Genomic DNA, 13,202 nt, shown 5'->3' on the forward strand with positions numbered 1-13,202 from the left:
CTACCGTTTTTTCAGAGGGGTCTAAGGGCTATGTCCTTTATTTTATCAATGTTTTGACGGGGTTGTCACCCCGTCAAGTGGCTGGTCCTCCAAATATGCTCGCCTACTCAGCCTCGAAGTTTGCCGTAATTGGGATAACTCAGACAGCAGCGAAAGACTTGGCTGCCTACCACATTCGGGTGAATGCCGTCTCGCCTGCGCTGATTGGTCCGGGCGTGATGTGGACGCGGCAGACAGAATTGCAGGCGGGTGTAGGGTCACAGTACTTTGATCCCGATCCTAAAGTAGTAGAGCAGCAAATGATTAATTCAGTACCGATGCGGCGTTTGGGGAGCCTTGAAGAAGTTGCTAACGGTGTGGCATTTCTCATGAGCGAGGAGGCAAGCTACATTACGGGGTTTAACTTGAATCTGACTGGCGGACTATAGGGAAAAGGGTAAGTTGTTGTGCATCTAAGTTACATATTGAACTAATCGATTTAAGGGAAAAGGAACAGGGTGAAAGGTAACAGGGAAAACCTTTTCCCCTTCGCCTTTAACCTTTTTCCCATGAGTGCATATTCCTTTCTTAAATGTGTGCCAGCTTATTACTAAGTTAGCAATGTTGTCAGCCTCCAGGATTGGTGCTGCAATGTTTTGCGGCCTTGGAGTTTTTTAAGACCACTTTCATTAACGTAGAATGTAATAATCTATAGAAAGCGAGTTGAGCAAAAAATGCCTCTTTGAGCAGATACTCAATTATAGAGATCTACTCCTTAGGGGGATGCGTACCTTCCTATAGGTAGAACGTCAGGAACCTCAGCCTAAAGGCATGAGGCTTGAAGAAGAAATCTAACAAGCCGTTCTGACGGGCCTAAGTCTTAACTGGCTACGTTTTTTGAGTCACGACACCGGGAGAATGCGAAGCTAGTTGCCTGCTCTGTCGCTGGTAGTTAAACAGTCTTAAGGTCACTGAGACAGTGCTACGGGCCCGCGCAAGCTCATTAAACCTTGGCGAAGCTAACTTTACCCCGCAAGGGAGGCTCGAAAGAGCAAAACACTATGCGTACAGGGCTGGGAAGTTTGAGGCGGTAATTGTCCCGTTGAAAGTGCAACACAAAAGCACACCGAGCCAACCAGTCCCAAGGCGGTAGTAAATCAAAAATGTAAAGCCGTCCTAAAAGGACGGGGTTTCTACCCATTTTTCTGATGAAAGAAGCCTTCTTAGAGCGGCGCGATGCCAGCAAAGCTGGCTTGCCCCTTCGGACTCGTAAGTTAGACCAGGCAGCTCGTACTGCTTGGCTCTACTACATTGCTGGGAACACACAGGAAGAGATTGCGGCAAAGCTGAACGTGTCCCGGCAGGCTGCACATCTGTACAGGTGGGTTGAAAGATTGAGCCGCTTGCCGTGCGCTTGGCACATCTGAGGCTTCAATGGCCATCCGGACTAGGGTAGCTTCTTGTAAGTTAGTTATGATTAAAATTGCAACGGTGGGTTGAAAGCGAGTCCTGTTGTGTCCTCAAAACATTAATAATATTAATTTGTCAAAGAGGACAATAATATGTCAACGCGGACAGGTAATTTGTTAACTTGACATCAATCTGTTATCAGTGACAAATAATTTGTTACTGTACAACAGTAGAAAAAACAAAACCCGCTTTGTGGGCAGGCTTTAACTATGGACACAACTGGACTCGAACCAGTGACCCCTACGATGTCAACGTAGTGCTCTAACCAACTGAGCTATGCGTCCTCACGAATTCCTAATGTAGCAGAACACTCGATCGCCTGTCAAGCATAAATATAAGATTTTTAAGCAGGCACTCTTGACATCGCCCCTAATGCCCAATCCCCCGCCAAATCTTCACAGTTCGATCGCCCGCACCGCTAGCCAAACTCCCCCCATCAGGACTAAACGCCACCGACAAAACCTCGCCCCTGTGGCCCGTCAGAATTTCCAGCAAACCCCCCGTACCCGCATCCCACAAATAAATCGTGCCATCCCGACTCCCCGTCGCCAAAACCCGACCATCGGGACTCAACGCCAGACACAAAACATCCCCAGAATTGTCCCTCATACTCCGCAACAGCGTCCCTCGCCCTTGTGCATCCACCCGCCACAGCTTCGCCGTACCATCCCGACTCCCCGTCGCCAAAATCAATCCTTCTCCTACTCCCCCCCTTACCAAGGGGGGGCTGGGGGGGGTCTGACCGGCAAGGGAGTTGGGGGAGTTCGGAGCAAAAACGATCGCCCGCACCCAATCCCCGTGCTCTGCTAAAGTACAAATCGATCGACCCTTTTGCCAATCCCACAACTGCACAGTCTTGTCTCGGCTGCCGCTAGCCAAAAACTCCCCGCCAGCACTAAAAGCCACCGCCTCCACCCCGCCAGCGTGACCAGTCAAAGCCGACATCCGCCTTCCCTTATTCAAATTCCACAACTGCACAGTTTTGTCCCGACTGCCGCTAGCCAAAACCTGACCATCCCGACTAAACGCCACAGCAGAAACCCTGTCAGAATGACCAGCCAAAGCGTACCACCACTTACCCTTATTCAAATCCCAAATATGAATCATTTTGTCCCGGCCGCCACTAGCCAAACTCGCGCCATCAGGACTAAACGCTACACAAGTCACCCAGTCAGAATGACCCGTGAGAGTGTACCACCGCTTACCCGCGTCCAACTTCCACATCTCAATCGTCTTGTCCTCACTGCCGCTAGCTAAAATCGCGCCATCAGGACTGAAAACTACCGACGTGACAGCATTAGAATGCCCTACCAGAGTATGAACACACCTCCAAGTAGGCGCGCCTGCGGGTACAACCCGCTGCATGGGCGGCACAGGTATGATTGTGCCTGCAAGCGTTGGCGGCACTGCATTCTGCACCGCCGGCGTCCTCGGCGGCAGGGAAATAGCAGGGGCCGCCGGAGTCGGAACCTGTGCCGCCGACTGCTGCGGCTGCAAATCTTTCAATACCTCAGCTACAGATTTGTAGCGCCGACTGAGACTCGATTCGATCATTTTGTCGAGGATGCGACTTAATTTCGGCTCCATTGGAACCTTCAAAAAGTCTCGCCAAACCCAAACATCTTGATTAATATCAAACAAATCAAAAGGAGATATTTGAGTTAGCAAATAAATGCAAGTTACTCCCAAACTGTACAAATCGCTGGCATAAACCGCTTGACCTCTAATTTGTTCGGGCGCCACAAATTCGGGAGAACCGATGACTGTACCGGTTTCTCTCAAACCCTCCACAACTTTTGCAGCGCCAAAATCAACTAAAACTAATTCCCCGGTTAATGCTGGGTAAGTATAAATGATGGGAGTTTTAGAAATGCGGCGCCGGATAATGTTGGGGGGTTTAATATCTCGGTGAATTACACTGCGATCGTGCACGAACTGCAATACTGGCAATAAATCCTTCAGCAGACTGAGAATCTGACTTTCGCTGAAAGGCCCAGTCCGCGCCAACTCTTCCTGTAAATTCTGACCTTCTATAAATTCCTGTACCAAATACTGATAGCGTTCCTGCTGAAAGTGCGCCAGCAGTTCGGGAATTTGCGGGTGTTTCCCCAATTCGTCCAGCCGCACCGCTTCTCGGTTGAATAATTCTGCTGCTTTTTCGCTGCTGCTGGTACCTTGGGATAGCGGGAAAAACTGTTTAATTGCACAGCGGGGTTTTGAGGGTTTGTCTTCGTCTATTGCTAAAAAAGTGCGACCGAAACCGCCGCGCCCCAGGGGTTTGATGGCGCGGTAACGCTCTCTCAGCAACAGTTTGGAGCCGCAATTCAGGCAGAATTGGGTACGATCGGCATTTTGCGGGTTGTGACAAGCGGGGTTTAGGCAGTAACTCATAACTGAACCGAGAAGGAATCAGCAGCACATCTCTATGATACTGATGCCAAAGGACGATCGGCTCTCGCGTTAGAATTATAGTCTTGGACACACGGGCGACCAGAAACCGGGTTTTTAACCAAAATATTTGCTTCAAACTTTCAATCTCGGTTCAAAAACCCGCTTTCTTTGTTCGGGTGCATAAGTCCTAAATTAGAAATTAAAGGACTGAATTCCTTACTACAAACTGGTTAGTAGTCATGACTTCAGTCCTCATAATTTAAGATGTCGCTTTCACTTCCAGAGCATACTCTTTAAACCTTTCCAAGTCAGCCATAAGAGTCGATTCAACTACTCGCGCTAGAAATGAATTGTCCATCAATTTTGCCAGCCAGCCGGGAACTCCATAAGCTACCGTCAGTTTGACAATGCTGCTGCTTTTGCGATCGTAAAATCTTATCGCACCCCGATTTGGCAAACCGTCTACCGATTCCCACTGAATTATCTGATTCGGCACTACTTTGAGAATCCGAGAAAGCCAGCTAAATTCTAACCCGCCAGTTGCGAGCTTCCAGCGCGACAATTCCGGGTTGTCTTCGAGGATGCGAACTGATTCGATCCACTTCATCCAGCGCGGCATTTGCTCTAAGTCTGACCAGAGTTGCCACGCTAATTCGATGGGAATTGCTACTTCTACTTGGACGCTGTGTTCTAACCAATCAGTCATGCGATTTTAGATCTTAGATTTTAGATTTTAGATTTTAGATTTCTGGTTACCAGGCAGAGCCTGGTAACGCATTTCTAGAGGCTCTGCCTCGCATTTTCTGTCTAAATACTGGAGGCGGAGCCTCCTGATAGGCATTCCCAGGCTCTGCCTGGGAACGAGAGAAAACGAGAGAAAACGAGAGACGACTAATGACTAATGACTGTAAGCTTCGAGAATTGCCTTAGCCGCTTGATGACCTGAAAGTGTCGCTCCTTCCATGCTATCAATGTAGTCTTGCTGAGTGTAACTTCCTGCTAGAAAGAAATTGGCGATCGGAGTTTTTTGAGCGGGGCGGAAAACATCCATTCCCGGTGCTTCGCGATACAAAGATTGAGCGAGCTTGACTACACTGTACCAAGTCATGTTTAATTCCCGCGCTGAGGGAAATAAATCCTGAACTTGCTTAAGTACGTGTTGGGCGATCGCCTCATTGCTTTGTTTGATAAACGGATCTCCCGGTGTCAGCACCAACTGCAGCAGCGAACCTTGTCCTTCTTGATAATAATCTTTGGGACTTGTCAGCGCCAAATCTGCAAAACAAGAAAAATCGGCATCTGCTGAATATAGCAAATTATCGATTCCTACAGCGTGGCTCAACTGTTTGCGCTTGGCTTCGTCTTCCAGTTCCGTTACCCAACCGTCGAACCGCAATTGTACTGTAGCCACCGGCACCGCATCTAATTTATAAATGTTGTCAAATTCTGACCATTTGCGCCAAGCTGGGGGCAATATTTTCTGAATTCCGGGCACGTCGCAGGCGAAAACGTAAGCGTCTGCGGTAATATTTTCTTCTGTTTCGCCGTTAGCTACTACCAAGCCTGTTACGCGGGTTTCTTCGCCTTCTTCAAACTGAATTTCTCGGACTCTGCGCCGCGTGTGGATTTTCGTTCCTTTGCTTTCCAAATATTCCACAATTGGTTTGTGCAAATATTCGTTGGGAGAACCAGCCAGCATCCGCATGACAGAGGCTTCGGTTTTTGATGCAAAGAATTGGAAGATTGTCAACATACACCGGGCTGAAATATTTTCCGTGTCGATAAAACCCAGTGCGTAGGCGATCGGATTCCACATTCTTTTGAGCGAGTTTTGGTTGCCACCTTGGCTGCGGAACCAGTCAGCGAAGCTAATTTTATCCAAATCGCGGATAGTTTTCATTGCCCCCTCAAAGTCTATCAAACCTCGGACGATCGGGCTAGTTCCCAGGGCGATCGCATTTTGAATTTTGTCTTGTACGGATAGCTGAGATGTCGTGAAAAACGCCTTCAATCCGTGCAAAGGAGCACCCACGGGAAAGCGAAAATCTAAAGAACCGGTTTCGCCGCCTCGATTAATAAAAGTGTGGACGTGTTCTTTGAGGAGCAAATCGTCAAAAGCTCCCACTTTTTTCATGAGGGCAAATAAGTTATAATAACAGCCGAAGAAGACGTGCAAACCCATTTCAACGTGATTGCCGTCGGGATCTACCCAACTGCCGACTTTGCCGCCGACAAAGGGGCGGGATTCAAAAATTTCTACTTCGTGGCCGGCTTCCACTAAATCGACTGCTGTGGTCATTCCAGCCAGTCCCGCACCTGCGATCGCAACCCGCATTTTACCTATCCTTTCCAGTATTTTTACAGATTGTAACAAATTTTAGAATTTCCGAAACATTCAAAGTTCATAAATGCTGATCGACACTTGCATAGCCCTCTGAATTCTTGCTATGACATCGGCACTAAGTTGACCGTAAGGGCCTTGTTGTAGAAATGTCTGTCGCAAAGCAGAAACGTTTTCACATACAGCTAGAGAATCAGCTTGCAATCCTCCCTCACCCGCAGGAATCTAGACGCGAGTAGGATTTTCTACTCCTGCAAGGTTACTGGTGAAAGGAACAACAATGACAGAATCCGTAAACTCCTTGCGGATCTCGGGAGAAACCACAACTACAGGTCTTTTTTTGGTATCTCCTAACTGACGCAAAGCTCTTGAAAGGTAAATCTCGCCTTGGCGAGGATAAGTTTTTGCTGTTGAGTTAGAGTCCAGGGCTGCTCCATGTTTCTTCTATCTGTTCCTCTACCAAATTAAACCATTCTTTTTCATCCTCAATATCTTCTTGGCTGCGGTTTTGATAATATTTCCGCAACTTATCTTCGATTTGGTTAGCGTACCAGAGACGGAGAGCTTGCTCGATCGCCTCCGTCCAATCATCAGTAAGCTGGTCTATTTTCTCCACGAATTCAGCATCAAGGGCGACTAACACTTCTCGCTTTTGAGTAGAATTTGACATAATCATTCCCCTTAATAATTTAAAAACTATGGTGCGCTGGGGCGCACCTTACATATTAATTTTACATATTCCTTCTTCCTTCTTCCTTCTTCCTTCTTCCTTCTTCCTTCAAAACATCGGCATCAACTGAAGTGGCCCAATTCCCAAGTCTTTAGCAGACACCCAGCGCACCTCCAGCAAAGCAACCATATCCTTAAACTGAGGCTGACCGCGAGAAGCACCCATCAACCCTTTAGCAATAATCAAACCGCACCAACCGTTGGTTAATTTACAGCGATTGTCCCACTTCTTGCGAGCTTCCTGATGCACCGGATCGTCTTCATTAAACTCCCCAAACAAATACAGATCCCCATTTTTAGTTTGCAAAATACCCAAGTCGTATTGCTCATCCTGAAAAGGATTTTCGCCCGGATTAAAACCAATTGCCTTGACCCCTCCAGCTTCTTTCAAATCCTGAATCATAGTTTTTGCCTTCGGATGAGAAGTTTGGATCATCACCACCGGCAAACCATCTCCGGCGGTATTAATATCAATTTCTGCACCTTGGTGAAACTGCACACTTTCGCGCAGGAACTCTACCGTTTCCCAAGGTACGGCGCCGAGACTCAAAAATGAATTTTGCGGCACCAAATCGTCCCGCAGCAGTGGCTTTTCAAATTCATCATCATCATCATCGTCATCACCGTCATCATCACCGAGCATCTGTAATAATTCCTCTGACACATCCGGCATCGTTGAAACTTTAACGGATACCTGTTGAATTTCTCCGTCAGGCTGCGGAACTGGGATGCGGTAGCGACTGCTAAGACTGGGAAAAGTGTCCGATCCCAATTTCCGGCGGCCGTTGCGGAAAAAGCGATGAAATGCTTCGAGAGCAACTAACATCGTGAGGGCTTCTTCTTCGTAAAGAATCGATCGCAATCCTTCTAAAGGATGTAGGTTGCCGAAATTTGGTTCAATTTCCGATGGAGGCAACTCGGCTAAATCAATTTCTTCGTCGTCGTCCTCATCAATATCTGCTGCACTTTCAAAGGTAAGAAACAAACAGTCTTGCCCTAAAAAAGCCTGTTCTAAATCTTCAAAAGATTCATCGTTGACGACTCGTTCTCGAAACCGCTTCAAGGATTCTAGAGAACGGTACAGTAAAACTCCGTAATCCATTCTGCCTTGCCCCAATACGGACACGTAGAGGCTGGCGACATCCCACTGATTGATTTCAATAGATATAATTTGGTGTTCCCTCAAAGTCCGCCACGGAGCATCTTGCCAAATTTGAGCAGCTTTTTCCATTAAAACTTCAGCATACTGAGGGGGCAACTCAGGAGGCCTGTTGATCGCGACCTCTTCCATGCCGCGAAATATTTCGTCAATTAAGGGCAATTCCGGCACGTAGTCAATGGAAATGCTTAAATCTTGAAGTACGCCCCGCAGATAAAATTGAATTTCTCGGTTTTTGACTACTATTTTTTGGGGTCGACCTGCGGGAGCCGGACTTTGGGGATGTTCCATTGCCCGTAGCAGGGCCCGGACGATCGCCTCTGGGCCGGCATCTGGGCCTACCATGTCCATAGCCCTCACGACTCCCTCGGAGCCATCGACCCAGAGAATGCACTCGCCACCCGCTTCTAGAATGTCATCGTCATCTATCATCAGGTGTGAGTCAGCATTAGATAAGGGTCGGCGATCGCCCTCCCACACGCTGGGAATTTGAGGTAAGTTTTGTAGCCGACGAAGAGTAGTGCGATTCAGCGCTGCCATAGAGTAAGCCCGTTGGGTGAAGCATTGTTGCGGTGCCGGTAGCCGGTCAACCGCTGCTTATCAATCATAAACCCTATAGGGGGAGAGGGCATCGAGCTTGGGAACGAGGCCCCACGGGAATTAAAAATTAGAAGCTAAAAATTCTGCCTTCAGCATCTAACCGAATGCCTTCTGGCGAATGCCTGTACAATGGAGCAATAAGATTAAACTCTTTGCATTAGACAGTCTCAGGAGTTCGGCAAATTATGACTCAAGCCATTTCTGAAAAGCGCGGCATTCAAATGACGGACTCTGCTGTCCGTCAAGTTTTAGCCCTGAGAGAAAAACAAGGTAAAGACCTCTGCTTGCGGGTAGGGGTGCGCCAGGGCGGATGCTCTGGAATGTCCTACGTGATGGATTTCGCAGATCCCAGCACCGTGAAATCCGACGATGAAGTGTTCGACTACGACGGTTTTCAGGTAGTTTGCGATCGCAAGAGCATTCTTTATCTCTACGGTTTGGTTCTCGACTTCAGCGATGCTATGATCGGGGGCGGCTTTCAGTTTACTAACCCCAACGCAACTCAAACTTGCGGTTGTGGCAGTTCTTTTTCTACATAAATCGGAAAAGAGGGCATGGGGCAGAAAGTTATTAACTGCCCCATGCCCTTTTCCGTGCAACATCCCAAATCTAAAATCTAAAATCGAATGACCCCTGAAGAATTGTTTAAAGACGGTTTCGATCGCTACCAAGCTGGCGAAGCCCCGGCTAATCTGATCCCCGTGTTTAAAGAAGTGTGCGAAAAAGCTCCAAAAAATGGCAATGCCTGGGCTAGCCTCGCGTGGCTCTACCTGTTGGAAAATAAACCTGCACCGGCTCAAAAGGCAGCGAAAACAGCCGTTAAATTGAACCCTCACGACCCCCAAGCTCGCATCAACCTAGCAGTAGCGATCCTGGATCTCAAAGATAAAGGAGTGCGCCCCCACGTAGAAGTGGCTCAGCAATTAGTGATGGCTTCGGAAGAGTTGCTCGACGAAGTTAAAAAAAATTTTGAAGAAGGATTAAAGAGAAAACCGGACTGGAAGAGTCTCGCCCGCGTTAAACAGTGGCTTCTGGAGCCGTAACCAGGAAAACAAGTCGATTTTTGGGCGGGGATCGAGGAAATCGATTTTGCGGTTTATTACGATATCGTAATAAATCAATAAATAACTTTATGGAAAACTCAGAAAGTCAGTGCTAGTATTTGAAAACTTAGACGATTCACAAACCCGCTCAGCGGTTTTCAGATTTTTCTACCATAATACTAGGAGTTGTAAAAACATGAGCACTGACAGCCACGTTAACATCAAACCAGCAACCCGCAACCACAAAGGTTTCTTTATTCAGCCAGCTTCTTACAAGTTGATGAGCATCGATAAATCCGGCTGGGCCTTGATTTGCATGGACAAAGCAGTTTGTCACTATGTAGATCCTGATGACTTGCAATTGCCGAATAAATCCGGAATGTCTGAAGGTTAATTCTGAAGTTTTGAGAGACTTTAAGATGCTTTATTTGAGTAGCTGCCCTCTATGGAGGGCAGCATCTTTTTTTGGTCAGAAAAAAGTCCGACAACAAAGCCGTGTACGAGATTTAACGGATAGAAAGAATTAAGGAAGAATTACCGATTACAAATTAGCGATTACAAATTCCCTAATTGTTAGATTTGAAGGCAAATAGCATCTCCAACTCAGCAGTTGTCGGTTGTGTAGAAGCTGTGGCTACGCTAACTCCTCGGAGAGAATTGAGCAATTCAGCAGCGGGCGGTGAAACTAAATTTGGCTGTACTGCGAGCAAATATTGGTTAGCCCAAGACATGGTTTTTTCCATATCTATGTAAAAGTAACCTTGGTTGGCCTGCGGTAAAGAAGTAGCGATCGCCTGAAAACTCGGACTGCTGCTTAACGGCTGGGGCGGCGTCGAAGTAATCACATCAACTAAAGGCCCGCCGAAAGCTACAAACACAGAATTTTCATTCAGCCAACCGTGCCCGAATAAAGTGCCTTGCTGGGGTATTTGCCACTCCGTAACTTCTTTGCCTTGAACTTGTCTGGGGGCGACACTGACTGTAGGATTGCTTTTGGCGATCGCATCGAGTTTTTTCAGGGTTGCTTCGGCTGCAGGGCGATCGCTTGTTTCAAAAATCATCGCCGCCCCCATCCCCAACTGAGACAAAATCCCTTGATTGGAACCGATCGCCCCGATCGCGAATTCCCCGTTCATCCAACCAAAAACCTCTCGATCCGCATCCAGATCCAACCGCTTAAAACTATCCCTCACCTGCTGAACTCCCTTGTCAACTTCCGGGCTATCTTTTGCCTCAGCGGTTGCTTGCGACCAAATTTTATCGATTCCCTTGCCGCCGACTAAAGCAATAGTTTCATCCGGAAATCTGGGCAACAATTTGGATGCGAATTGTGGATTTGGCTGCACGAATTTAGGGTCTAACTGAGCAATAGTTTTTACCCTCAATCCCTCACTATCTGCTCCAATTCCCGCAACCAAAGACTTAACTTGTTTGAACTGTGAAAACACTGTCCAAGGCAACTGGATATCTGCGGGCAAATTAGCTTTCAATTGCTCAAGTGCCGCCGGATAGTCAGCAATATAAACAGTTGCGATCGGATTCTTGACACCAGCACTCTCTGCAAAAAACTTAGTTGTGCTCTGCTGGGTGGCGAGGGAGGGTTCTCCTTTAAAAGTATCGATCGCCAATTCCACAGGCTTTTTCAAAGGAGCCATCACTAATTGGTCGTTCAGCAAAGCGACACTGTAGCGCTTGCCAGTTGGCTCTGCAATCTCAAAAATTTTAACTCCTTTATATTCGGTTTCTTGAGTTGTTGCACCAGGCTGAGATTTTAATTTATTCGCAAAATTCCAAGCGCTAATTTTATTTTTCACGCTGACTACTACCAGCAGTTTTGGAGGCTCTGTATTCGTCACAGCATCAGGGGGCAGCAAAGCGACCATCACCCCCCCTAACCAAGGCTTTAAGTCCCTGTCAAAGTCGATTTGAGTGCCTGCCAAGCTTTGTTCTTGAAAGCCCTTCAAACCCTGACCGATCAACTTTTGAGCTCCTGGCGTGCCAAATCGCTGCAACTGGGCCAACGCTTGCGGATTGGGGGAGATAAACGCGGCCATCATTGCTTCGTCGGGCACAACTTTGGCGCTGTCTTGAGGGTTGGATACTTGTTGGCTCAAACCCTGGAAGTAAAAGTAGACCGCAGCGCTACCTGCTGCGACGGTGGAGGCAGCAATTAGAAGCTTTGATTTTTTTGCAGGCATGGTTTGTGTTCCTCGCGTCCCATATCAGTTTAATCAAAATACAGAAAGCTTGTGGCGAGGCGATCGGGCCGGCGCTCTAGTTTTGTATAATTCAAAACAAGTTTGGACGATCGTCTAAACTGCTAGAACTGTGCATTATTGGTAAAAGATGAAAGTAGCGATCGCGGGAGCAACGGGATTTGTAGGTAGCCGGCTGGTGGAGAAGCTGCAAGCTGCGGGACATCAAGTGGTGGTTTTGAGCAGGGATGCGGCGAAGGCTGGCCGAGTTTTTCCCGCTTCAGCTTATCCGAATTTGGAAGTTGTCGCCTACACTCCAGCGGAGTCTGGTGATTGGCAAAAGTCGATCGCGGGCTGCGACGCTGTTGTCAATTTAGCAGGGGTTCCGATTGCAGAGGAAAGGTGGACGGAGGCGCGCCAGCAAGCAATTCTGGACAGTCGCAGACTGACGACGGCAAAATTGGTCGAGGCGATCGTCAATGCTAATCCTAAACCATCTGTATTAGTGAGTGCATCGGCGATCGGCTATTACGGAACCAGCGAAACCGCTGAGTTTGACGAAACTAGCCCTGCTGGAAATGATTTTTTAGCAGCAGTTTGCAAAGACTGGGAAGCCGCCGCCCAACCTGCAAAAAATGCGGGAACGCGGCTAGCAATTTTGCGGCTGGGGATAGTTTTGGGAATGGGAGGCGCGTTGGCAAAAATGCTGCCACCTTTTAAACTATTTGCAGGCGGCCCCCTCGGCACTGGGAAACAGTGGTTTTCTTGGGTTCATCGCGAGGATGTGGTTGATTTAATTTTGTACGCTTTGCAAAATTCGCAAGTTGAAGGCGTTTTGAATGCGACAGCACCGAATCCGGTGCGGATGAATGAATTGTGTCAAACTTTAGGGGAAGTTTTGCAGCGGCCTTCTTGGTTGCCTGTGCCAGGTTTTGCATTAGAAATGCTGTTGGGAGACGGGGCAAAACTTGTTTTGGAAGGGCAGAAAGTGTTGCCTAAACAAACTTTAGCTAGTGGTTTTCAATATCAATATCCGACGCTTAAATTAGCACTCGAAGAGATTTTATCGGGAAGCTAGAAACTTGACAAACCGCAGAATATAGAAGCCGCCGAATAGAATTCGGATGCTCCACAAACAAAGTCCGCCTGCGCGGACTCAAACAAAATTCCTCGTTCTTATGCTCTGCCTGGGAACGAGGGTAACTAGGGTATTTTTTATTTAAACGGAACTTACCCCCTGCGGGGTAGTTCCGTGGAACTCGAACGCATACTAGCTGTAGGTTTTGCCAATTCGA

13 protein-coding genes and 1 tRNA gene are annotated in these 13,202 nt (G+C 47.7%); 6 read left to right on the forward strand and 8 right to left on the reverse strand.

Annotation, left to right across the window (positions count from 1 at the left end; all coding sequences use genetic code 11):
* Together QUA71_RS27860 and QUA71_RS27865 are read left to right on the forward strand one after the other, a co-directional pair.
* On the forward strand, positions 1-428 hold a 428-nt coding region (locus QUA71_RS27860), incomplete at its 5' end, for an SDR family oxidoreductase (RefSeq protein WP_333290085.1).
* Positions 429-1,187: 759 nt separating this feature from the next.
* On the forward strand, positions 1,188-1,406 hold the full coding sequence (locus tag QUA71_RS27865; protein ID WP_333290087.1) for a hypothetical protein: 219 nt from the start codon (positions 1,188-1,190) through the stop codon (positions 1,404-1,406).
* Between the two features lie 253 nt (positions 1,407-1,659).
* Here QUA71_RS27865 and QUA71_RS27870 read toward each other — a convergent pair.
* From QUA71_RS27870 to QUA71_RS27900, 7 genes are all read right to left on the reverse strand, one after another.
* A tRNA-Val gene (locus QUA71_RS27870) sits at positions 1,660-1,733 on the reverse strand.
* An 85-nt stretch (positions 1,734-1,818) separates the two neighbouring features.
* Positions 1,819-3,840, reverse strand: coding sequence for a serine/threonine-protein kinase (locus tag QUA71_RS27875; protein WP_333290089.1), 2,022 nt, complete (start codon positions 3,838-3,840; stop codon positions 1,819-1,821).
* Positions 3,841-4,099: 259 nt separating this feature from the next.
* On the reverse strand, positions 4,100-4,546 hold the full coding sequence (locus tag QUA71_RS27880; protein WP_333290091.1) for an SRPBCC family protein: 447 nt from the start codon (positions 4,544-4,546) through the stop codon (positions 4,100-4,102).
* Between the two features lie 192 nt (positions 4,547-4,738).
* Positions 4,739-6,175 (reverse strand): 9,9'-di-cis-zeta-carotene desaturase, encoded by a 1,437-nt coding sequence (gene zds / locus QUA71_RS27885; RefSeq protein WP_333290100.1) that lies wholly within the window; start codon positions 6,173-6,175, stop codon positions 4,739-4,741.
* A gap of 231 nt (positions 6,176-6,406) precedes the next feature.
* The gene (locus QUA71_RS27890; RefSeq protein ID WP_333290102.1) at positions 6,407-6,607 is read right to left on the reverse strand and encodes a type II toxin-antitoxin system PemK/MazF family toxin; all 201 of its coding nucleotides are present in this window, start codon (positions 6,605-6,607) and stop codon (positions 6,407-6,409) included.
* A complete protein-coding gene (locus QUA71_RS27895; protein ID WP_333290093.1) occupies positions 6,597-6,851 on the reverse strand; it encodes a hypothetical protein in 255 nt (84 codons plus the stop codon). The genes QUA71_RS27890 and QUA71_RS27895 overlap by 11 nt, the downstream gene beginning before the upstream one ends.
* 108 nt (positions 6,852-6,959) lie before the next feature.
* Entirely contained in the window at positions 6,960-8,609 is a 1,650-nt protein-coding gene (locus tag QUA71_RS27900) for a DUF6930 domain-containing protein (protein ID WP_333290095.1), read from the reverse strand.
* A gap of 245 nt (positions 8,610-8,854) precedes the next feature.
* Here QUA71_RS27900 and QUA71_RS27905 point away from each other — a divergent pair, with 245 nt between their 5' ends.
* The 3 genes from QUA71_RS27905 (at position 8,855) to QUA71_RS27915 (ending at position 10,106) form a co-directional block, all read left to right on the forward strand.
* Complete coding sequence (locus tag QUA71_RS27905; protein WP_006632680.1) at positions 8,855-9,208, forward strand: HesB/IscA family protein; 354 nt, start codon at positions 8,855-8,857, stop codon at positions 9,206-9,208.
* Between the two features lie 87 nt (positions 9,209-9,295).
* Positions 9,296-9,712: a tetratricopeptide repeat protein gene (locus QUA71_RS27910; protein ID WP_006632681.1), complete on the forward strand. Its 417-nt coding sequence runs from the start codon at positions 9,296-9,298 to the stop codon at positions 9,710-9,712.
* Positions 9,713-9,908: 196 nt separating this feature from the next.
* Positions 9,909-10,106: a hypothetical protein gene (locus QUA71_RS27915; protein ID WP_006632682.1), complete on the forward strand. Its 198-nt coding sequence runs from the start codon at positions 9,909-9,911 to the stop codon at positions 10,104-10,106.
* Between the two features lie 172 nt (positions 10,107-10,278).
* On the opposite strand, the gene QUA71_RS27920 is transcribed toward QUA71_RS27915, so the two are convergent.
* Positions 10,279-11,910, reverse strand: coding sequence for a DUF3352 domain-containing protein (locus QUA71_RS27920; RefSeq protein WP_333290097.1), 1,632 nt, complete (start codon positions 11,908-11,910; stop codon positions 10,279-10,281).
* 148 nt (positions 11,911-12,058) lie between these two features.
* Between QUA71_RS27920 and thyD the strand changes: the two genes are divergently transcribed.
* Complete coding sequence (gene thyD, locus QUA71_RS27925) at positions 12,059-12,985, forward strand: thylakoid membrane protein ThyD (RefSeq protein WP_333290099.1); 927 nt, start codon at positions 12,059-12,061, stop codon at positions 12,983-12,985.
* The last annotated feature ends 217 nt before the right edge of the window (positions 12,986-13,202 follow it).

The organism is Microcoleus sp. MON1_C5, from assembly GCF_036701875.1.
Lineage (GTDB): Bacteria > Cyanobacteriota > Cyanobacteriia > Cyanobacteriales > Microcoleaceae > Microcoleus.

Coding starts and splice junctions, on each gene's coding strand:
- QUA71_RS27915 (WP_006632682.1), top strand. CDS start 9,909: ATGAGCACTGACAGCCACGTTAACATCAAACCAGCAACCCGCAACCAC.
- QUA71_RS27895 (WP_333290093.1), bottom strand. CDS start 6,851: ATGTCAAATTCTACTCAAAAGCGAGAAGTGTTAGTCGCCCTTGATGCT.
- QUA71_RS27910 (WP_006632681.1), top strand. CDS start 9,296: ATGACCCCTGAAGAATTGTTTAAAGACGGTTTCGATCGCTACCAAGCT.
- thyD (WP_333290099.1), top strand. CDS start 12,059: ATGAAAGTAGCGATCGCGGGAGCAACGGGATTTGTAGGTAGCCGGCTG.
- QUA71_RS27900 (WP_333290095.1), bottom strand. CDS start 8,609: ATGGCAGCGCTGAATCGCACTACTCTTCGTCGGCTACAAAACTTACCT.
- QUA71_RS27920 (WP_333290097.1), bottom strand. CDS start 11,910: ATGCCTGCAAAAAAATCAAAGCTTCTAATTGCTGCCTCCACCGTCGCA.
- QUA71_RS27875 (WP_333290089.1), bottom strand. CDS start 3,840: ATGAGTTACTGCCTAAACCCCGCTTGTCACAACCCGCAAAATGCCGAT.
- zds (WP_333290100.1), bottom strand. CDS start 6,175: ATGCGGGTTGCGATCGCAGGTGCGGGACTGGCTGGAATGACCACAGCA.
- QUA71_RS27865 (WP_333290087.1), top strand. CDS start 1,188: ATGAAAGAAGCCTTCTTAGAGCGGCGCGATGCCAGCAAAGCTGGCTTG.
- QUA71_RS27880 (WP_333290091.1), bottom strand. CDS start 4,546: ATGACTGATTGGTTAGAACACAGCGTCCAAGTAGAAGTAGCAATTCCC.
- QUA71_RS27905 (WP_006632680.1), top strand. CDS start 8,855: ATGACTCAAGCCATTTCTGAAAAGCGCGGCATTCAAATGACGGACTCT.